General features: G+C 43.9%; 15 protein-coding genes. 5 read left to right on the top strand and 10 right to left on the bottom strand.

What is annotated here, in order from left to right:
• Positions 1 to 208: 208 nt before the first annotated feature.
• The 3 genes from V7R39_RS04600 to V7R39_RS04590 all read left to right on the top strand — a co-directional run bounded on the left by V7R39_RS04600 (position 209) and on the right by V7R39_RS04590 (position 4998).
• Positions 209 to 856, top strand: coding sequence for an NAD(P)H-dependent oxidoreductase (locus tag V7R39_RS04600; RefSeq protein ID WP_334028644.1), 648 nt, complete (start codon positions 209 to 211; stop codon positions 854 to 856).
• Positions 857 to 2854 (top strand): monovalent cation:proton antiporter-2 (CPA2) family protein, encoded by a 1998-nt coding sequence (locus V7R39_RS04595; protein ID WP_334028643.1) that lies wholly within the window; start codon positions 857 to 859, stop codon positions 2852 to 2854. It abuts the gene before it with no gap.
• Between the two features lie 176 nt (positions 2855 to 3030).
• Positions 3031 to 4998, top strand: coding sequence for an EAL domain-containing protein (locus tag V7R39_RS04590; protein WP_334028641.1), 1968 nt, complete (start codon positions 3031 to 3033; stop codon positions 4996 to 4998).
• An 11-nt stretch (positions 4999 to 5009) separates the two neighbouring features.
• Here the strand turns inward: V7R39_RS04590 and V7R39_RS04585 are convergent, their stop codons facing one another.
• The 6 genes from V7R39_RS04585 to V7R39_RS04560 all read right to left on the bottom strand — a co-directional run bounded on the left by V7R39_RS04585 (position 5010) and on the right by V7R39_RS04560 (position 12660).
• A complete protein-coding gene (locus tag V7R39_RS04585; protein ID WP_334028639.1) occupies positions 5010 to 6731 on the bottom strand; it encodes a sensor domain-containing protein in 1722 nt (573 codons plus the stop codon).
• 146 nt (positions 6732 to 6877) lie between these two features.
• Positions 6878 to 8164: an amidohydrolase gene (locus V7R39_RS04580; RefSeq protein WP_334028637.1), complete on the bottom strand. Its 1287-nt coding sequence runs from the start codon at positions 8162 to 8164 to the stop codon at positions 6878 to 6880.
• A gap of 170 nt (positions 8165 to 8334) precedes the next feature.
• Positions 8335 to 9114, bottom strand: coding sequence for a ferredoxin--NADP reductase (locus V7R39_RS04575; RefSeq protein ID WP_334028635.1), 780 nt, complete (start codon positions 9112 to 9114; stop codon positions 8335 to 8337).
• Between the two features lie 237 nt (positions 9115 to 9351).
• On the bottom strand, positions 9352 to 10248 hold the full coding sequence (locus tag V7R39_RS04570) for an SDR family NAD(P)-dependent oxidoreductase (protein WP_334028632.1): 897 nt from the start codon (positions 10246 to 10248) through the stop codon (positions 9352 to 9354).
• Positions 10245 to 11087 carry an alpha/beta hydrolase gene (locus V7R39_RS04565; protein ID WP_334028630.1) on the bottom strand — a complete coding sequence of 281 codons (843 nt, stop codon included), beginning with the start codon at positions 11085 to 11087 and terminating at the stop codon, positions 10245 to 10247. The genes V7R39_RS04570 and V7R39_RS04565 overlap by 4 nt, the downstream gene beginning before the upstream one ends.
• A gap of 46 nt (positions 11088 to 11133) precedes the next feature.
• Positions 11134 to 12660: a flavin-containing monooxygenase gene (locus V7R39_RS04560; protein ID WP_334028628.1), complete on the bottom strand. Its 1527-nt coding sequence runs from the start codon at positions 12658 to 12660 to the stop codon at positions 11134 to 11136.
• 145 nt (positions 12661 to 12805) lie between these two features.
• Between V7R39_RS04560 and V7R39_RS04555 the strand changes: the two genes are divergently transcribed.
• Positions 12806 to 13897: a helix-turn-helix domain-containing protein gene (locus V7R39_RS04555; RefSeq protein ID WP_334028625.1), complete on the top strand. Its 1092-nt coding sequence runs from the start codon at positions 12806 to 12808 to the stop codon at positions 13895 to 13897.
• A gap of 132 nt (positions 13898 to 14029) precedes the next feature.
• On the opposite strand, the gene V7R39_RS04550 is transcribed toward V7R39_RS04555, so the two are convergent.
• From V7R39_RS04550 to V7R39_RS04535, 4 genes are all read right to left on the bottom strand, one after another.
• Positions 14030 to 15502, bottom strand: a complete 1473-nt coding sequence (locus tag V7R39_RS04550) for a M20 family peptidase (RefSeq protein WP_334028623.1) — start codon at positions 15500 to 15502, stop codon at positions 14030 to 14032.
• A 94-nt stretch (positions 15503 to 15596) separates the two neighbouring features.
• A complete protein-coding gene (locus V7R39_RS04545; protein ID WP_334028621.1) occupies positions 15597 to 17540 on the bottom strand; it encodes a DNA topoisomerase III in 1944 nt (647 codons plus the stop codon).
• A 302-nt stretch (positions 17541 to 17842) separates the two neighbouring features.
• Positions 17843 to 18766: a DUF3307 domain-containing protein gene (locus tag V7R39_RS04540; RefSeq protein ID WP_334028619.1), complete on the bottom strand. Its 924-nt coding sequence runs from the start codon at positions 18764 to 18766 to the stop codon at positions 17843 to 17845.
• A gap of 22 nt (positions 18767 to 18788) precedes the next feature.
• Positions 18789 to 19421: a hypothetical protein gene (locus tag V7R39_RS04535; RefSeq protein WP_334028617.1), complete on the bottom strand. Its 633-nt coding sequence runs from the start codon at positions 19419 to 19421 to the stop codon at positions 18789 to 18791.
• 316 nt (positions 19422 to 19737) lie between these two features.
• Between V7R39_RS04535 and V7R39_RS04530 the strand changes: the two genes are divergently transcribed.
• Positions 19738 to 20748: a helix-turn-helix transcriptional regulator gene (locus V7R39_RS04530; RefSeq protein WP_334028615.1), complete on the top strand. Its 1011-nt coding sequence runs from the start codon at positions 19738 to 19740 to the stop codon at positions 20746 to 20748.
• Positions 20749 to 20751: the final 3 nt, after the last annotated feature.

Raw genomic sequence — 20751 nt, 5'->3', positions numbered from 1 at the left:
AATAGTTCTGTTGATTTAGCGCTTCGCAGGTGTCTAAAGTTGCGAATTACCTATAGTCTACGACTAAAGTAGCAATTTTGTGGACCGTATCACAATTTATTTAATTGATTTATACGCCACCTAAAATTCAGAAAACGTATTGCTTAAGTTACTTGGCTTATTCAGCCTGTTTACATGGCCGACTTACTTGGAGCACAGGAATGAATAAATGAAAAACGATAGTTATCCAACATCAGCCTTAGCGAATAGCACTAAACGTATTCTTGTGCTGTTTGCTCACCCTGTGCCCCAACAATCTGAAGTGAACATTTTTTTATTTGAAGACGCACAGCAGTTAGCAAATGTAACGGCTGTTGATGTTTATGCCGAATATCCCGACTTCAATATCAACGTGATTAAAGAGCAGGAGCGACTGGTAAATCATGATGTCATTATTTTTCAGTACCCGCTGTACTGGTATTCCACACCTTCTATATTAAAGGAGTATCAAGACTTGGTGCTTGAATACGGGTTTGCTTATGGTAAGGGTGGTACTGCATTAAAAGATAAACTCTTTTTTTGTGCCATCAGCGCAGGAGGGAAAGAAGAAGCCTATCAGACCGATGGATTTAATCATTTTACTATACGTCAGCTGCTGCAACCTCTCGAACAAATGGCACGCATTACTAATATGGAATATTTAGCGCCTTTTGCGCTTTTTGGCTCTCGTTCAGCATCTCGAGAGGACAGAATTTCGACGCATAGGGAAAAGTGGAAAACACTTTTGAATGCCCTTGCTACAGAAAACATTGATTTGGACCGAGCAAAACACATAGAAAATCTCGCTGACTTAACCATAAATGGGACTAGTGAATAAATGACTGCCTACTTTCTTTATATTTTCATTTATTTAGCTGCCGCCGTTATTGCTGTCCCCATAGCAAAGCGTCTGGGGTTAGGCAGTGTATTAGGTTATTTAATAGCCGGACTCATTATAGGGCCCACATTAGGGCTAGTAGGCGATGAAACTACCACCATTCAGCATTTTGCCGAATTCGGTGTTGTTATGATGCTATTTCTTGTCGGGTTAGAACTTGAGCCTAAATCGCTGTGGGCAATGAAGTCTCGGCTTATCGGACTTGGCGGGCTTCAGTTAGGAATAACCACGGCGCTTATTACAGTAATTGCCATGCTGTTTGAGCAACCCTTTAGTATTTCCCTTACTATAGGTCTCATTTTTGCCCTGTCGTCCACAGCCATCGTCCTACAAACCTTTCAAGAAAAGGGGTTGCAAAAAACCGAAGGCGGAAAAGGTGCCTTTTCCGTTTTGCTATTTCAAGACATTGCTGTAATTCCTATGCTGGCGCTTATTCCTTTGCTGGCACTGCCGGAGTTAGTTGCCAGTGCAGCAGACGCTTCCGGCGATGCCGCCCACTCAGACAGCTTTAATCTTGTGAATGAATTAGCACCTTGGGCTTATGGTTTAGTGATTATTGGCTCGGTGGCTTTTGTGACCGTAGGGGGACATTACCTTAGCCGTCCGTTATTTAAGTTCGTTTCCTCATCAGGTTTGCGGGAGATATTTACTGCAACAGCATTAATGCTTGTTATCGGTATTGCAGCGTTGATGGGCTTGGTGGGGTTATCGCCAGCCTTAGGTGCCTTTTTAGCGGGTGTAGTACTGGCTAATAGCGAATTTCGCCACGAGCTAGAGGCTAATATAGAGCCATTCAAAGGGCTGCTTCTTGGTTTGTTTTTTATTACTGTAGGCGCTGGCATTAATTTTTCAGTATTCGCATCAAATACCCTATTAATTATTGCATTAACGTTATCGGTGATTGTTTTAAAAGCGGCAGTTCTGTTTGCTATTTCGCTTATATTTTCTTTTAAAGGCAGCAGCAAATGGCTGCTAACACTTAGTCTGGCTCAAGCCGGTGAGTTTGGTTTTGTACTTCTTAGTTTTGCTTCTCAAAACTATGTATTGCCGCAAGATATTATTGCCATTTTATCTCTAGTGGTAGCCCTTTCCATGTTCCTAACGCCAGGGTTATTTATCTTCTTTGAGAAAGTCATTCTCCCTCGTTATCAGCGAAGCGGTAGGCAAAATAAAGAAGACACTATTGACGATAAAGGCACCGTGATCATTGCAGGCATTGGTCGCTTCGGGCAAATCATCAACCGATTGCTCGTAGCAAATGATGTTCACACCGTGGTATTGGATATACGCGCAGAGCAGGTAGAACTTATTCGTAAGATAGGTACTAAAGCGTATTTTGGAGATGCCTCAAAACCGGATATCTTGCACACTGCGGGGGCAGAGGAGGCCTCGTTGCTTATTATTGCCATTGATAATAAGGAAACCGCAGCAGAAATGGTGAAATATGCAAGGCACGCTTACCCAAAGATGCAAATTTTAGCTCGGGCTTTTGACCGCGGTCACGGCTATCGACTGCGTCAATTGGGTGCACACTATGTGGTATCTGAAACTTACCACTCTGCGCTTGAAATGGGGGCTCATGCACTTCGCTCTCTTCACTCTCATCCGTCTCAGGTTGAGCGACAAAAAATGGCCTATAAAGATATTGAAGATCAGCAAAACGACGTGCTTTACAATGCATGGCTTGACGATGCAAGCGGCGAGCGTATTGACAATAATTACCTTAAGCTTTTTATTGAATTAGAATCTTTGATAGGTGAAGCCCTAAGTACTGGCCTTCACGATACGCATTCAAAAATGAAAGGCTGGACACCACCTCCTAAAGATCATGCCGATTCATTTTCTAGCGCTGAGGCAGCTTCTGAAGTCAATAAAGGTGCAGGTGCAAAACTAAATGAAAGCAAAGCTGAAAAACATCCCGAGGTAAAAGGCGACTGAATTCGATAGGCTCTTACGCTAACTGGAAACAACATGCGACGGCCACTATCTTACGTTAAACGCTTGAGCAATAAATAAACTACCTGATGGGGCATCTTGCTGATATCATGCTAATATAATCAAAGGGATAAGTGGCCTTTTAGAACCGGTAAGCAATAGGGAGTGCACAAAATAAAATGAAATTATCTACTCAAATTAATTTGGGCCTCTTCTTTATTATACTGTTGGCCGGAGTTGGCGCAGGATCAATTGAGGTATATCAAACCAAAACGCACGTTGAGCGCTCTGCAAATGCCTTAGCACAAAAAACAGCATCACAACTTGCTAGCCAGCTATCAGCGTTACTTTCACGGCAGAGTCCTCTGCAGCGCTCTGAGGTAGATGAAAATCAACTTTCTGAAGACAGTTTAGTATCATCTATTTTAACTACTGCATTATCCAGCGAAAAGCTTTCCACTATTAGCATAGAGAACACTGACGGTATTGAGCTGGTTAAAAAAGAAAGCGCAAGTGAGTCATCTTCAAAAAGCATATTATCCGGTGTTATCGAACTCCCTGTTGCACAGACACAGGCAGCTATTGGTTCAACGTCAACGGTTGTTAAAGTAACAAGCAGCCCTAAAACGCACTACCACTTTCTGTGGCAACAGCTACTTAAAATTGCAGTTTTTTGCGTGGCGGTTTATCTGCTCTCGGTAATCGCTGTTATGGTCATAGCAAACTTTGCCACGCGCCCTTTGAGTAAAGTCACTAAGAAGCTCAATGAAATACAAAACAACGATTTCACGCCATCTTCAATAAAATCTGCCACCGCTGACTTTCGGTATCTTGTCAGTGCGGCCAACAACCTGTCCCTTGCATTAGAAAGTAAGTTTCAAGAATTGACGCGTCAAGCAGAGCAGTTCAAATCTGTGGCCAGTAAAGACACGCTGACTAAAATCGCTAATAGAAATGCTTTCGACAGACATATGAAGGCCCTTATTAGTGGTATAGCAGGCCCGAAAGAGCATTCACTGACACTTGTACGACTAGCTCAGCTTACCACTATCAATCACAAGCTTGGCATGTTGGCGGGCGACAATTATGTGTGTGGTGTTGCTGATGTATTAAAAAAAGCAGGCCAAGATGATTTTAACGGAGCCTTTGTTTTTAGAATTTCGGGCGGTGACTTTGCCATTATTAGCGAAGTACAACCCAAAGAGGTGCACGAAGAGAACTTGGCATTGATAAGTAAAAGCTGTACTACCATCAACCCGCTTCGCGACGGCAACAAAGCCGCATGGATTGGCGTAGCACAATTTACTAATAGTATGTCGATGAAAGAAATTATGGAAAGTGCAGATAGCGCTCTCATGGCCGCAACAAAAAGGCCTCAGGGGTGGCAATTTGCGTCAGATATCGCGCAAGTTCACAGCAATTCGCAATGGCGTCAACGCCTTGAATATGTAGTTTCACAGCAGTACGCCGACATATTGATTCAGCCGGTTATGAACTTAGAACGCAATACCCCTTCGTATTACGAAACATTTGCTCGCTTCAAAGACAAGCAAACTAACGACGTTATTCCAATGTCACAGCTTATTCCAGCCTCTGAACGCCTCGACCTTCTCCCGCAGGTAGATAAGCTGGTAACCAGTATTGTATTTAAAAAGCTAAAAGTAACGTCACATCAAGTTGCTATTAACATTTCGAATGCCTCCATAGCAAATACAGAATTTCGAGAGTGGTTAATCCAGCAGTTATCTGAACATGAAGCATTGTGCCACCGCATTATTTTCGAAATTCAAGATGCAGCCCTTATTCATTACAACGAGGAAGCCATTTCATTTTGTAAGCGGGTAACGCAGTTGGGCTGTCGCATAACCGTTGAACATTTTGGTGACAACTTTGCTTCGCTATCTGGGTTACGAGCAATTCAGCCTGCATATGTAAAATTATCTGGGCGTCTTACCGAAAGTATTCACACCAACAAAGACAACCAGCTTTTCGTAAGCAGCCTCTTAAATATTGCTCGTAGCCTGAACATAAAAGTTATTGCAGAGAAAGTTGAAAATGAGGCCGAATCGGTGGCGTTGAATAACTTAGATATTATTCATCAGCAAGGTTATTACTTCTCTAAACCCGCCCTGTGGACTGTCTACTAGCGCTTGCAGACCTATTGTTGGCACTCTAGCCGCTTTTGGATAACAGAAGCGGCAAGCGGTTTGGCAAATAGGTAGCCTTGGGCGCATTCCGCCCCAAGGCGCTGACAGTAGGTAAGTTGGGTTTGTGTTTCTATGCCCTCGACAACAATTTTAAGATTGAGCTTGTGTCCCAAATGTACGATAGCCTCCATCAATGCACCATCGTAATCACTCTCAGGCGCATTTTCGAGAAAACTGCGATCAATTTTTAAGTGACTCACAGGAAAACGCTTTAAGTAGCTAAGTGAGGAATAACCTGTTCCGAAATCGTCGATAGACACCTCTACACCCATTGCACGCTGCTTTTGCAAGCCTAACAATACTTGTTCATCTGATTTTATTAGCATATTTTCAGTTAGCTCAAGTCCAATGGCTTCAGGGGGTAAAGCATACTTTTCACGGCATCGGGCTAGACGCTCAAAAAAACCATCTTGCTCTAACTCTCTGCCCGACACATTAATGTGAATACAAATTTCAATACCTATATTGCGCCACGCTCGTGCTTGTTCACACGCTTTCTCCATTACCCAAGAGCCAATAGAGATAATTAAATCTGTACGCTCGGCAATAGGGATGAATATATCTGGTGGCACGCTGTGTTCAGTAATCTCAGGAGTCCAGCGAAGCAGCGCTTCACAGGAAATGATATTGCCACTTCTCAAGTCTACCTGTGGCTGGTAGAGCAACGTAAACTCATCGTTCTCCACAGAACCTCTCAATCGAGATGCGATGTTTCTTTGTTGATGCAGCAGTACGCTTAAATCGTTACTGAAGATGCTGTAGCGGTTTCTCCCCTGCTCTTTTGCTTCATACATAGCAGCATCGGCATTTTTAAGTAATGTATCAACCTCTGTGCCATCATTAGGAAAAAGACTCACACCAACACTGGACGTGACAAACACGTTTTCTGTCCCCAGAGAAAAGCTTTCTTTGCAGCAATCAACCATTTCTTCAGCTAAACCTTTTAACGGTTCATTGTGGTCGATATCGTCGATGAGCACGACAAACTCATCACCACCAAAACGGGCCAAGAAAGCCCCTTCACCCACACACTCTTTGAGTCTATCGGCAAAGGACTTTAGCAGCTTATCGCCCCACGTATGACCTAAGGTATCATTGATATCTTTAAACATATCGAGGTCGATAAAAAAGACTGCCATTGATGTTGAATTACGCTCGGCTTTTTCAACTCGCTCTTTTATTGCCATCTCAAGATAGCGCCTATTGGGAAGGCCTGTGAGTAAATCTGTTGTGGCAAGCTTTTCTAGCTCGCAGCGTATGGCGTGCTGTTCGCTTAAATCAATGTCGACACAATACATTTCTGGTGAATCGGTGTGCTCACTGAGCATAACGTGGGATGAGAAAACATGAACGGCATCGCCATTTTTGCGCTGAAGTGCAAGTTCACCGCTTGGAATAGAAACGCCTTCTGACAGCCATTTCTCATGAGCGGATACCACTTCGTCTCGCATTATTGTTGGGATGATAAGATTTTCAAGACGCTTTCCTAGCGCTTCTTCTTGAGTGTAACCATAAATATCTTCGCTAGACGCATTCCAGTAAATAACACGCCGCTCTTTGTCGTAGCCTTGAACCGATACTTTAGGTAACGCACTAATGAGCTTAAGAAAACGAGCCTCAGCAGATGCGCAGTCTGTACCTAATGTATTTACGTGGTTTTTATTCAAAGCCATTCTACTTCCTTATGATTAGCCAAACCTTGTCGACAAGCAGTTTGCCTTGTCGAGGGCGTATTAATCGAAAATCAGCTCTAATTTAAGTGTAGTTGAAAAAATATAATTGTCTTAGTAATGCAACATTAACGCGGGCTACACCCGCGTTACAACTCACTGTAGTCTAACGCCCAGTTCACGTAGAGCTCAGTACCGATTTTGAGCGAAGACTCATCAGCATAAAAATAAGGAGAGTGGTTGCTGGGTGCTGACTTTGCATCTTGCCCCTCAGGCGTAACCCCTAGAAATACAAATAGACCTGGTACTTCAAGGGCAAAAAAAGAAAAATCTTCTGCGCCAGTAACAAGGTCGTTCACATGCACCTTATCTTTACCCGCAACACGCTCCATAGTGGGCAGCATTTGTTTAGTAAGTTCAACATTGTTAATGGTAACCGGGTAGCCCTCGTCAATGTGCACGTGTGCCTCAGCGCCGGTGGCTTTTGCTGTCATTTGTGCAGTGGTGGTTAAGTTTTCAAAGATTTGAGCACGATTATCCATATCGAAATTGCGAATAGTGCCCTCTAAGTAAACTTCATCTGGGATAATGTTGTTGCGAATTCCTCCGTCTACAATGCCAAAACTCACCACCGCTGGCGCTTTAGTTATATTGACTTGACGGCTAATAACCGTCTGAGTACTGCCAATAATCTGACCGGCGGCGACAATAGGATCTACGCCGCCCCACGGCCTAGAGCCATGAGTTTGCTTACCTTTAACGGTTATTTCAAATCGATCTGACGATGCCATAAGCGGCCCTTCTCGGTAACCAATATGTCCGGCAATACCTGCTGACCATACGTGTATACCAAAAACAGCTTCCGGTTTATAACGATCAAAAAGCCCCTCTTTCAGCATCAGCTCTGCGCCGCCTTCCTCGCCTTTAGGCGCGCCTTCTTCGGCAGGCTGAAAGATAAATACGACGGTGCCTTTAAGCTCGTCTTTCATGCTAGCGAGCTTCTCAGCCGCTCCCATCAGCATCGACATATGCAGGTCATGACCGCAGGCATGCATTACCCCTACTTCTTTACCTCGGTATTCCGATTTGGCTTCAGATTTAAACGGTACGTCGGCTTTTTCTACAACAGGTAGCGCGTCCATGTCTGCGCGCATTGCAATGACAGGGCCAGGCCGCCCACCTTCTAACACTCCAATGACTCCGGTATGAGCAACACCCGTTTCTACCTTCATACCTAACGTATTGAGATGTTCGGCAAGGACTTTTGACGTCCTAAATTCTCGGTTACTTAGCTCGGGATGTTGGTGAAGGTCTCGACGCCACTCAATAACTTTTTTCTCAAGCTCAGCAGAAATAGAAATAGGCGCTTGGGCTAACGTAAGTGGACTGAATGCCAGAGTGGCAAGGAGTGACAAAGCAGTGGTAGCGGCTCTCATGGACGTTCCTCGTTATTATCGTTGAATAACCAGTATGCCTGTGTCGCCGCCCGACCACAAATTGATTACAAAAGAGGGTGCAATGAGCCTGATTAAGACTGCCTATAAAGGACGTCGCAGGTGGACATCATCGAACGTCAGCAGCAACACTGGTTACCACAAGCACCACCTTACTCTAAAAAGGCGTGCTCAATAACGAAGTGTCCTTTCTCTCGTGATGTCGCTTTTTTGAACCCAAGACCGGAAAGTATCTCCATAGTGTCATCTAACATAGACTGGTTACCGCACAGCATAAAACGATCTTCTTCAAGATTAAGCGCTGAAAGATTAAAGTGAGCACATAATTCGCCACTTTTTAGTAGCTCAGTTAATCTGCGTTGATGAATGTCATCTTTAAACGGCTCTCGAGTAACAATAGGGAAGTACAAAAGTTTCTCTGATACAAGGTCGCCGAAGTATTCATTTGTAGGGAGCTCGTTGCAAATTTGCTCTTGGTAAGCCAGTTCGCTTTTGTAGCGCACACTATGAACTAGAATGACTTTGTCATAACGCTCGTAAATGTCCGGGTCCTTGATGATCGACATAAAAGGCGCAAGCCCAGTGCCTGTTGCTAGAAGAAAGAGGTTTTTCCCTTCAATTAAGAAGTCGGCCACAAGCGTACCCGCTGGCCTGGTAGACAGAAGCAACTGCTCCCCCACTTTTATGTCTTTGAGTCGAGAAGTAAGCGCACCGTCAGGAACTTTTATACTGAAGAATTCAAGCTCTTCTTCATAATTGGCACTCGCAATACTATAAGCACGCATCAACGGCTTGTTATCAACTTCTAAACCCAGCATAACAAACTGCCCATTTTCAAAGGTATAGCTTGGGCTACGGGTAGTCTTGATAGAAAATAGTGATTCATTCCAGTGATGGACATGGGTAACTGTTTCTGACGTTAAGTTTCGCATTTTCTCCCCAATATATGACTTACTGTGTTTGCGCCTTTCGAACAACAATGCTAGGCATTAAAGGCTTACTGCTCCTTCTACTCGTTTTTAAAATCGCCGATGCATATGCTTTTTTGCGCAAGTTTGCGCTTTGCTTTAAGCATTGGTAGTGCACGAATAGTACATGAATAATACCTGAGTAAATTACTCAGGTAAATAGCCCACTAAAACACTCAAGTATTATTGGCGTATAAACTCTCAGCCTAAAAGCTTCTTAATGCCCAGCAAGGGGTTAAATAATTTGTCGTAGCTACTTGGGAAGAACTTGTATAGCCAGTGGACTAACTTGGCATCAGAACCAATTAAAATACGTGGGGCCTTGTTTCTCATTCCTTTTTCAATAACCTTAGCCGCCTCTGAGGCTGAGGTGCGGGCCACAGCGTCAAAATGCATCACAATTCTGTCTTTAATAGCGTGATTACTGAGTTGGACTTCGCCGGTGCTCACATGTTTGTCTAAAGCCTGTTTTTTACTTTGAGCAGATAACACTTCGCTGGACCTAGCGATATTCGTTTTAATTCCCCCCGGCAACACACACAACACATCAATATTTTTCTTTTGATACGCCATATCCTGCCGCAATGCTTCACTAAACCCGCGGATAGCAAATTTAGATGTATGATACGGTGTCATCATAGGAATTGTGATCAAACCAAAAATTGACGCCACATTAACGATAAGGCCTTGCTGCGACTTTTCTAATAACGGCATCATCTCTCTGCATCCCGTTATAGCGCCATGTAAATTCACGTCTAACACTTTGTTAAATTGCGCCTCAGACGTTTCATCAAAGTAGCCAAATGTGCTGATCCCTGCATTGTTCACAAGCACATCGAGACTACCAATGTCTTTCTCAATAATCTGCGCAAGCTTTTGCCAATCTGCTTTAGCGCTTACATCAGCGACTTGAGCAATGAGCACTGAATTCCCCAGTTTATCAGTGATTGCTGACAGGTTTTCTTTATTGATATCAGTAAGGATAAGACTGGCCCCCAATTTAGCCAATAGCGTTGCCAAGGCATGGCCTATACCCGACCCAGCGCCAGTAATAAGAATACGCTTATTTTTCCACGTCAGTGCTTGAGATTGCTTCATTGTATTTTCTCTAACCATCTAAAAATGTGGTTGCTAACGGCAGGTAAATGACTTCCACCAATAGTCCAATGACACGCCTCATCAATAACCTTTAATGTGACGTTTACGGCCTCTTGAGAGGAGTCTTTTGCCGCACATTGAGTGCCGTATTTCTTTGCAATTTTTCGCTGCACTGAAACGGGCGTAATGCGGTCTTGTGCGCCGCACACTAACAGTATGGGGCAATGTATATTTTTGGCATTGACAAATGTTGGCGGATGACGAAACAAGAACCACATGCCAATTTCCATCGATGCCCTGCCCGATTCAAATGTAGCTTTGCGTAAAATATCGTGCTGAACCTGGGGTGACTGGGTGTTAGCAATGCCGTACTTTATGTTCTTAAGCAGTAAGTAAGTCGTTTTCTTGTGCAGCGGAAACGTAAATAGGTTATGACCGAACGTGCGTATTACCGACCACGACCAACTGTTTATGCCAGCTGGCGATGCGCTTGAAATTAAGATCATTTTATTAACGGCGGTACGCGCTGCAACAAGCTGCGCCAACAACCCTCCCATAGAATGACCGACCAAAATAGGAGGCGCATCTAGTGTGTTAATAAACGACAATACAGACTCAACATAGTCGTTGATACTAGCTTGGGCAAGAGCATTTTGCTTTGCCTTATCGTTCAGCTCGGCTCTTGAAAAATGAAAGGGCAAACGGGGTGAATACACTCGGTAACCGCTTTGTTCAAACTGCGTTTTCAATTCTGTCAGTGTCTCTGGTGTGCTCCACATGCCGTGAATAAGCACAACCTCTGGCGTACTGCTGGGCTGTTGCATGTTTGGGTGCTTCATAGTTTGCACTCTTCAAATATGAGCTCTCGTGTAAAGGGCTTAGACATCACGAGCTGTGCACGTCAGCAGCCGGTTTATGAAAATCGGCCAGAGGTTTATTATCGTCAAACCGCAACACGTTATCGGCCAGCTTACTGTGCTTTATGGCAAGTAAATCTTTTACGTATAAATCTTTGTTACACCATGGAAACTCTGAACCTTGAGAGGGTAATTCATCCAGCTTACGCAGAATATAACCAGACTTGAGCCCCACAATATTTTCTCTCGGTGCGTCTGGGTTACGGTATGGATAAACGCTGTCGTGGCCATTTTGCTCCATGTAATCAAGTAATCGACACACATAATCAAAAGTCAGTTCAGCTTTGAGCGTCCACGATGAGTTGGTATAGCCGAACACCCAAACAAAATTAGGAAGCTGACTGAACATCATACCTTTGTAGTTAGTGAGTTTGTTGCCGTGTACTTTATGCCCATCCACAGATAAGTTGATATTGCCCCATAGCTGCAAATCGAGGCCGGTGGCTGGCACAATAATATCCGCATCGATATGCGTGCCATTTTTAGTTAACACGCCGGTTGGTGTGAAACGGTCGATATGGTCGGTGACGATGGTGCTTTTACCTGTACGCACCGAATTAAACAAGTCTGCATCGGGTACCAGCGCCATACGCTGATCCCAAGGCTGATAGCTTGGGTTAAAATGCGTGTCGACATCTGCGGTGCCATCAAGGTCTTTAATATTCATTTTGCGTATTATTTTACGCACGAAGTCTGGAAATTTTTTCGATAGCACAAAGGACATCTGCTGCAAGGTAGTGTATTTGAGGCGCATTATTCGGTTGGTTAACCCAGCAGGTAACACTTGAGATAGTACGCGAAACAGCACGTCAGAGGCAGGGCGAGACACGATATAGCTAGGAGAGCGCTGAAGCATAGTCACATGCGCTGCCTTTTTCGCCATGGCAGGTACTATGGTAACCGCGGTGGCTCCACTTCCAATAACAATCACTTTTTTATCAGTATAATCTAGTTCTTGTGGCCATTTTTGAGGGTGAGCGATGGTGCCTTTGAAATCATTAAACCCATCAAAATCAGGCAGGTAGCCTTTATCGTAATTATAATAGCCTGAGCAACAGGTAAAAAACTTTGCGGCAATGTGGTACTCGGAACCATCTGCACGGGAAATAGTAACTAACCAGCGATTTTTTGTTGAATCCCAATTAGCCGCTTTTACTTTTTGTTGAAAACGGATGTACTGGTTAAGACCTTCATCTTGCACCAATTCCCCTAGGTAATGTTGAATTCGTTCGGCAGTGGCGATGTACTCTCTGTCAGTCCATGGCTTAAAAGAGAACGCAAACGTGTACATATCAGAGTCTGAGCGTATGCCCGGATATTTAAATAAGTCCCAGGTGCCACCAAAATTCTCACGACTTTCGATAACAGCAAACGAATTGTGTGGGCGCTTTTTCTTAAGTGTATAACTCATTCCTAAGCCAGAGATCCCAGCCCCAACGATAAGTACGTCAAGTGCTTCATACTCAATATGTTGTTCTTCGCCTGCTTTTTTCATGTGCCACCAGATTTTTTTATTTTCGACACTGTTCACAATAAAGAGCAGTGACAACATAAACTATGACACAGGCTGTCAATCATTGACCTAAACGGCCATTCTGGCAATATGTGTACATGAAGAAATAGGTAAAGCTGAAAACGTAATGACGGCCAACACATCTCAATTAAGTGAGCTTGAAAATATATTAGAAAATAAGCGCCTCCCTGATACTAATCAGCCGTTTAAGCGAAAGCGCTCTATTTTGGGTTTACTCCCCCTTTTTAAAGTGTTGGAAGAACAAGGGCGCAGCCCACAATCAATACTGGCTGCTCGCGGGTTGTCTCTAGATAACCTTACAGGGGCCGCAATGATTGATACGAATTTAGAGCTAGACATAGTGGGTGATGCTATTGAATTGCTTAATGATCCTATTTTAGGCGTTAAGGTGGGTAGCCAAGTGTCGTTTACCTCATATGGCACTTACGCCATGCTGCTGATGACCGCAGATACTTTTTTGGAGTCGGCGCGCGTCGCCGCACAATTTCAGCATCTTTCTCTGCTTTTTTCACACATGACGTTGCACTTTGACTCTCAAGGGCTTGAGGTGCGCTATACCGTGCCCGATGCACCTAGAAAGTTAAGAGATTTTATTGCTGATAGAGATCTTATGGGCACCTATATCTTTATGCGGGAGTTTTTGGCAGAGGCGCCACATGTATTAGTGGGAGGTACGGTGCGTTCCAAGCCAGAACGACATCATTTAGCGACTTATAAAAAATATTTGAATTTTGATGTGAGCTTTGACCAACCCTACAACTGGTTTCGCATTCCAGCATCCATGCTAAGGCTCAGCCAACAGCACAGTAATGTCTGGGCCCATAAATTATACAAAGCCCAAGCCTACGAATTACTCAATACATTTTACCCTGCTCAGCAGAACTTGGTAACCCAGGTGAAAACTCTAATTGCGGGCTATCAGTCGGGTTATCCTTCGGCATGTGAATTGGCAAAGATTATGGGCATGAGTGAGCGAACACTTCGGCGAAAACTTGATGCGGCAGGCGCTAGCTATCGCAATATTATTGATGCACAGCAGCAAAAACGCGCAATTGATATGCTTTCATCGCAGCGTCTATCCATCGCAACAATTGCCAGCCAACTAGGCTACGCCGAGCCAGCCAGCTTTTTAAGAGCATTTAAGCGCTGGACGGGACTCACGCCCAAGCGCTTTTTGCAGCAGCCAAATACGCCTTAGCACTCTGTAGCTAACTAGCTTCTGTTGGAGTAACACCAAATAAAGCTGAATCATTCGAATTGATATCAGCATAGCATACACGGAGCATGTACTTTGCCGTTCTGCAGCCTATGCTCTTTTAGCTTTTAGCGCTTATTCACCAGCATCTGCAAGCAAGCTGTAAAAGTAACTCACCGCTTGCAGGTAATCATTTACCGCTAGCTGCTCGTTAACACCGTGGAATCGCTTCAGGCTTTCTTTATCTAGCCTTACCATCATAAATCGATATACGTTATCGGATAAGCCATAAAAATGCTTTGCATCCGTGCCTCCCATTACCAGATATGGTGCAACCAACACGTTATCATCCATACGACGAATGTTAGACTCGATGAGTTTGTATCCTGTGCTGTTAAGGGGTGATAACTGCGATGGTTCGTTTTCCATAAAGGTCTCAACGCTTACTCTAGGGTCGTCAATTGCCTCAACAATGTGCTGCTTCACGCTGGCTATGCTATCACCAGGTAGAATTCGTACGTTCACCACTGCACTCGCCACTGTGGGCAATATATTCGATTTGCTGCTGCCTTCCAGCATAGTGGCTGCAATGGTAGTACGAATGCCAGCGGCGCTGCTTGGCGCAGACAGCATTGACTGCTCTACGATAGGCGAAAACAACCATAAATTGGCCATGGGCAACTGCAAAGAAAGCGGCGCATAAGCGGCTACATGAGAAAATGTGTTGTAGCTGTAGCTAAGGTTGGTATCAAACTGACTATTTTCTATATTCACAATGGCTTGGCTTAACACGCCTGCAGCTGTGTGATCAGGAGGCTGAGAAGAATGCCCGCCTTCTGAGGCAACAGTAAGTCGCAGGTTAACAAACCCTTTTTCTGCAACGCCAACCATAGCAACTGGCTGATCGACGCCTTTCATCAACCCTTGCGTAATTGCCCCGCCTTCATCAAGCACAAACTCAAAACTAATGCCTTGTTGCTTAAAATGCTCTGCAATCTTTGCGGCGCCCTGTTTGCCACCAATTTCTTCATCGTGACCAAAGGCAAAATAAATACTTCGCTGTGGAGAAAAACCCTCTCTTAGCCGGGTCTCCATTGCCTCAAGCAAAGCCATTACCGTCACTTTGTCGTCAATAGTGCCTCTACCCCAAACAACATCGTTTACAATGGCGCCACTAAAAGGTGCCTGCTTCCACTGCTCTGCTGTTCCCTCATCCACAGGCACTACATCCATATGCCCCATAAACAGTGCAGGCTTAAGAGCGGGATCGCTACCTTTTAGGTGATAAACCAAGCTGTACTGGTTAATGGTGTAATGCTCGGCCTGCTGATGAACAAGGGGAAAACTAGCGCGTATGTGTTCATGTAACCCTAAAAAAGCCTGAGGGTTTAGCCTTGAGGGATCATCAAATGAAATGGTTTCAAACTGAATCGCTTTAGCAAATCGCGCTACCGCCGCGTCTTCGTTAAGCGGTGCTTTAGGTAGTGGACTGTCTACCTGTAACTGAGTGTCTTCAAAACTCAATAAAGTATTCACGTACAACACTGTGGTAAGAACAAAAACGACTGACACTAAGCCAGTTATTATTTTAATTCGGGACTTTTTCATTATTCATTTACCCAAAAATAATAAAATGAGAGATTTGAAATAGTTTTAGCACGATGAAGTGATAAAGTCTTGTTGTGGAACATATAGTGCTGTTTTACGCTTCTTTCTTTTTGGTTCGTCTGCGCTTTTTAAAAGCGGGCTTCACCGTTGATTTTATGCCTTTCAGTGACACAGGCACGTTGCTTGACGCAATATCAATAAGCTCGTGTAACGATTTTTCCAGTGGCTGCATAAAGCTTTTATAGTTTGCCTGTTGCTCGGCAATGTTGTTTAACGTTGCCTCCCACTTGGCCGTCATATCGGGTGTTGTGCACATCTCAGGAAGGGCTTCTACTAAGCCAATTCCTGCAGGTGTAGCATTAATAATTTTGCCCTGTCGCTTCAAAAAACCACGCTTAAACAATAGTTCGATTATTCCGGCCCGCGTGGCCTCAGTGCCCAAACCGTCCGTATCTTTTAATATTGCTTTTAGAGCTCGGTCTTTAACGAAGCGGTTTATCCCCGTCATGGCAGCAAGTAACGTAGCGTCGGTAAAGTGTTTGGGAGGTTGAGTTTGCTTTTCTAGCAACTCTCCTTTTTCGCAATGCAGGCTGTCGTTTTTGTTCAGTTCTGGCAGCAAGCCTTTTTGCCATGGGCTATCAGAGTTCGACTTGCTCTCTGTGCCTTTATCACTGATTTTTTCAAAGAGCACCTTCCATCCCAGTTGCTCGGTAACATTGGCGGTTGTGGCAAATTTGCCACCTGCAATGGTGAGTGCCACGTGGGTTTGTTGATAGATAAAGGCAGGATAAAACTGAGCAAGATATTGCCTAACAATTAGCCCATATACGTTTCGTTCTAGATTACTTAAGGACAGCCCTAAAGGTGATTTTTGAGTCGGAATAATGGCATGGTGAGCGCTAACTTTCGCATTATTCCACGCTTTGGACTTAATCGAAGTATCTGCTTGGTGAGCCGCACTAGAAAACGGTAACTTTGCTTTAGCAAGCATGGACACAATGGACTTCGCTAAGGAAAATTGCTCGCCGGGAAGGTATCGGCAGTCTGAGCGAGGATAGGTAATGAGCTTGTGTTTTTCATACAGAGACTGACACACATCGAGCACCAGCTTGGCGTTCATACCAAATTGCTTAGCCGCATCAATTTGTAGGATTGAAAGGTTGTAAGGTAAAGGGGCGTTCAGCTTTTTCTGCTGCTTTTTAATATCGTCAATGCTTGCAGGCTGATTCGTTATCCTCCCTACCACATTTTCAGCTAACCCCTTTGAAAGTACACGCCCTTCATCGTCCATATAAGCCTGACACGCCTCGCTCGGCTGCCACTTTGCAGTAAAATGTTGCTGTGAAGGAGTAAATATGTGAGCCAACACCTCATAAAAGGGCTTCGATACGAAATTGTTAATTTCCTTATCTCTATTGACCACCAGCCCCAATATGGGTGTTTGCACTCGCCCTACAGACAGTACCCCTTGATAACCAACTTTGCCACCCTGAATGGTATAGGCTCGCGTTAGGTTAATACCGTATAGCCAGTCGGCGCGGCTTCTTGCCAACGCTGACACTGAAAGAGGAATAAAATGCTTATTTGGTTTCAACTGATTTAATGAGCGCTTTACCGCGGGTAGGTTTAAATCACTGATAAGCAAGCGCTGCATACTGTCGCGCTTCTGCGATGGCACGTTTAAGTAATCGATAACCTCATCAACCAGAAGTTGCCCTTCCCTGTCTGGGTCCCCAGCATGAATAATTTGGCTACATTGCTTAGCAAATTTACGAATAATCGCCAGCTGACTTTTTGTTTTGTATTTTGGTTTTAACTGCCACTGGTTAGGAATAATAGGTAGGTGTGCTAACTGCCATTTCTTAAACTTTTCATCGTAACTATCGGGGTCTGCCTGCTCGAGAATATGACCTACACACCAGGTAACTACATCGCCACCTGCAGTTTCGATATAGCCCTGGTGCTTTTTTTGAGGTTTAGGCAGTGCCTCTGCGATGGCTCTTCCTAAGCTAGGCTTCTCGGCAATGTATAACTTCATCGGCTCGTTTTGGCTTATTATTTTGAGTGTATGGTGCATGCTAGACTAGATGTGAAAGCATCGTATAAAAGCGGCCTGCGAGGCTACACCTGAAACTATTTCTGTAACTACTTCTGTTACTATTTTTGTTACTATTTTTGTTAGTACGTGCAACTACCTGTAACTACTCACATGAAAGCACCTTTTGCAGTGCTTCATTATGTCTATCGCTATAATAAATAACCACTGTCGTTATATCCAGTTATTTTATCAGCCAGAGTTTTAGTAGCTTGGTTAGTCGCCTAGTTTAGAGGCATGTAAAGTTACAGCGTGCCAATACACCATTTCGCTACAAGACCCGTAGCGATAGTAATGACCACACTGGTCAGCGTGCCTAGCAATACATACTCAGTAAGCTTTTTGTCTTCACTCTTTGTTAAATCGCCAAACCTAAAGATGGACTTTGCGGCAATTAAAAAGCCAATTGCAGCAAATTGGTTCAACAACACAAAAGTAAGAATAAGTAATCGCTCTAAATAGCCAATACGCTGGCCCGCCATGGCTAGGGTGCGCCGCACGGGAAGTTGTACTAATTCGCTGGTGCGTGTAGGGTTAGTCAGCTCCTCTAGCTCTTTGGTCCATGGCGAAAGCAGCTGTTTTATAAAAATAGAAGTAGGACTTAAAATAACTAAATAAGCGAGTAGCAGTACCAAATGGTGATAGTTTATGGCGTAAATATGCTGCAGTAACGGCGTGAACTGTTGTGTTAATAGCGCCCACAAGATGATAGCAACGATAATATGCGCAGCTTGGTCAATAACAAAGGCAAAGGTGGTTGGGCTAGCGTAAGACTTAACTGCATCAATGATGAAATGAGTAGCCATTACGCCAATAGACACAAAAAATAAGGGTGTAAGCTCTATTGCCGTTACACTTGCTGCAGATAGACCTGTTGTAGAAATACCTGTTGCTGCAGCGCCAGACTCTTTTGTTGCAAGGGTGGCAAATAAAGATAAAATCAATAAAGCAAAAAAGGCCAGCACGCCGTGAAGTAAAGCATGTAAGTACAATGCCGGAGACATCAGGTGTTTAGTATTACGACTTTTTACCCAGCTAGCGGGCTGAAAGTAAAAGTCTCCCAACACGTGGGCTAACAAAAGTCCCACTAATAGCACTAGCTGTTCTGTTGCTATTTCTCCCATACTCAGCACTCCTGTGCTCAGCGCTTCTATACTTGAAGCTCCCATTCTAAATCTCCTAGACCTAACGTCACGCGCTAATTTCAGATGCCATGTAACTGAGGTAATCACTCACCAAGTGATATCCACTGGCATTTAAAATACGGGTGATGTTGCTACGGGTTTTACCAAGGGTATTCGCAATATGTTCATGCGCTTTGTCTTTGGCACAAATATAGGCAAGCAGGGTTTCTGATTGGGTTTGAGTTAATGCCGTAATATGACTGTCTAAAAATGCGGTAAGTAACACTGCATGCTTATTAAGAGCCTCATCATCACCAGTGAATACTAAACATTGCGACTTCAGGCTATCCAGTGCTCTGCCCGAACGAACAAAGGCACCTCCACTTCCTGTTTTTACCTGTCCATCAGTAACGTTTACCTCGCCAAGGCCAACGCTAATGCGAATATCGGTAGAAGGGGTACACGCTTTCAGGGCGAGTCGAATGCACACTGCCGCCTGCATAGCATACTGGGGCGTTGATATTACGGCCTGAAACGCGTCACCGCGAAATACATCATATTCACCGTGATAGATGGCGATTTGAGCTTCAAGGTTTGTGGTGAGTACGCTTAATACGTGCTTTAAATCCTCATCCCGCAAATGCTGTGAGTTGGCGATGTCACCGGTGATCACCGCTGCCCGCTTTGTTAATTTATCCATTAGCCCCTCTAAAAATGAGTTTCGCTGAAGGTGGGTGCTTATCCATTATAATTTAAGATTGCCTGTATTTTTATACATATGCAACAGTGTGTACTGTTCGCTCTGTGAGCAAAAAAGAAACCATCAGCTCACACTTTTCAAAAAGACACCATAAATAATCACATTACTAAAAGTTACCATAAATAATCACATAAAATGCAATATTTATACATTCATTATGCTTCTGTGCCTCGTGAACTAACAACATGCGACATTTTTTGTCGCATGTTGTTGATATACTATTGTGCTAACACATGAAGGAATCTTATTTAATCCAATGAGCGCATTTCAACGCAAACTAGACATTTTACAATTTGTGCCAACGGCACCACGTAAAGTATCGAGCCGGCAAATATTTGAGAATCTGCAGAATTGCGGTCACAGCCACATTGATATGCGAACCATACAAAGAGATTTAGTCAATTTAGAAACCGTTGGTCTTTTTGGCCTTGAAGTAGACAAACGCTCTAAACCCTACGGCTGGTTTATTAACGCTAACTTTAAAAAACTGAATCTAAGTTTGATGGATGGCAATACCGCGCTTGCATTTAAAGTACTCGAGCAATCAGGCGCCACGCTGCCTAATTCAACACTTAGCGAATTGCAGCCTTACTTCACCAAAGCAACGCAAATTCTTCAACAAGACAGCGACTCACTGCTTTGCAACTGGTTAAAATCGGTAGCAGACTCGCACATCACCCAACCCCTTTTACCACCAGAAATAGATGCAATTTCTTTTGAACGACTTAAAAGCGCCATCTTTTTCAAAAAACAGATATCGGCTGATATCAAACGCATCTTTAGCGGTGGCAATACGATGGTTTGGAAACACTATGACCGAGTAAATCCTATGGGGTTGGTTAAACAGGATGGTCGTCAATTGTTTGTCTGTTCGTTTGGGGAGCTACATAAAAGGCGCTACGCGCTACCCTTACATTTTATCAGAAACGTGCAGGTAACCGAGGACGACTGTCAGCAGAGCTTTGGAGAACTTGAAAGCGTTCAGCTACTCAATAACAACAGAAAACAGAGCATTGAGCTTAAACTGCTGGTAAAAAATAATTCGCTCTTTCTTCTGCACGGCTACAGGCTTTCTGAAGATCAAACTATTAGTCAGTCTGCCAATCCCGACCAATCGTTTTTAAGGGCAACCGTAAAAGATACCAATAAACTAAGGGCCTTTTTGAGAGGGCTGGGCGACAATATTGAAGTTATCGAACCCCAAAAATTAAGAAATTATTTTTTAGAAATGTCGCAGAAACTATTCACAACTTATAGTTGCTCATAGACT

Source organism: Alteromonas sp. P256, from assembly GCF_036864455.1.
Classification (GTDB): Bacteria; Pseudomonadota; Gammaproteobacteria; order Enterobacterales; family Alteromonadaceae; genus Alteromonas.
This window is presented reverse-complemented; position numbering and strand designations above follow the sequence as displayed.

Coding starts and splice junctions, on each gene's coding strand:
- V7R39_RS04565 (WP_334028630.1), bottom strand. CDS start 11,087: ATGAAGCACCCAAACATGCAACAGCCCAGCAGTACGCCAGAGGTTGTG.
- V7R39_RS04545 (WP_334028621.1), bottom strand. CDS start 17,540: ATGAAGTTATACATTGCCGAGAAGCCTAGCTTAGGAAGAGCCATCGCA.
- V7R39_RS04540 (WP_334028619.1), bottom strand. CDS start 18,766: ATGGGAGCTTCAAGTATAGAAGCGCTGAGCACAGGAGTGCTGAGTATG.
- V7R39_RS04560 (WP_334028628.1), bottom strand. CDS start 12,660: ATGAAAAAAGCAGGCGAAGAACAACATATTGAGTATGAAGCACTTGAC.
- V7R39_RS04530 (WP_334028615.1), top strand. CDS start 19,738: ATGAGCGCATTTCAACGCAAACTAGACATTTTACAATTTGTGCCAACG.
- V7R39_RS04535 (WP_334028617.1), bottom strand. CDS start 19,421: ATGGATAAATTAACAAAGCGGGCAGCGGTGATCACCGGTGACATCGCC.
- V7R39_RS04570 (WP_334028632.1), bottom strand. CDS start 10,248: ATGAAGCAATCTCAAGCACTGACGTGGAAAAATAAGCGTATTCTTATT.
- V7R39_RS04550 (WP_334028623.1), bottom strand. CDS start 15,502: ATGAAAAAGTCCCGAATTAAAATAATAACTGGCTTAGTGTCAGTCGTT.
- V7R39_RS04580 (WP_334028637.1), bottom strand. CDS start 8,164: ATGAGAGCCGCTACCACTGCTTTGTCACTCCTTGCCACTCTGGCATTC.
- V7R39_RS04595 (WP_334028643.1), top strand. CDS start 857: ATGACTGCCTACTTTCTTTATATTTTCATTTATTTAGCTGCCGCCGTT.
- V7R39_RS04590 (WP_334028641.1), top strand. CDS start 3,031: ATGAAATTATCTACTCAAATTAATTTGGGCCTCTTCTTTATTATACTG.
- V7R39_RS04575 (WP_334028635.1), bottom strand. CDS start 9,114: ATGCGAAACTTAACGTCAGAAACAGTTACCCATGTCCATCACTGGAAT.
- V7R39_RS04555 (WP_334028625.1), top strand. CDS start 12,806: ATGACGGCCAACACATCTCAATTAAGTGAGCTTGAAAATATATTAGAA.
- V7R39_RS04585 (WP_334028639.1), bottom strand. CDS start 6,731: ATGGCTTTGAATAAAAACCACGTAAATACATTAGGTACAGACTGCGCA.
- V7R39_RS04600 (WP_334028644.1), top strand. CDS start 209: ATGAAAAACGATAGTTATCCAACATCAGCCTTAGCGAATAGCACTAAA.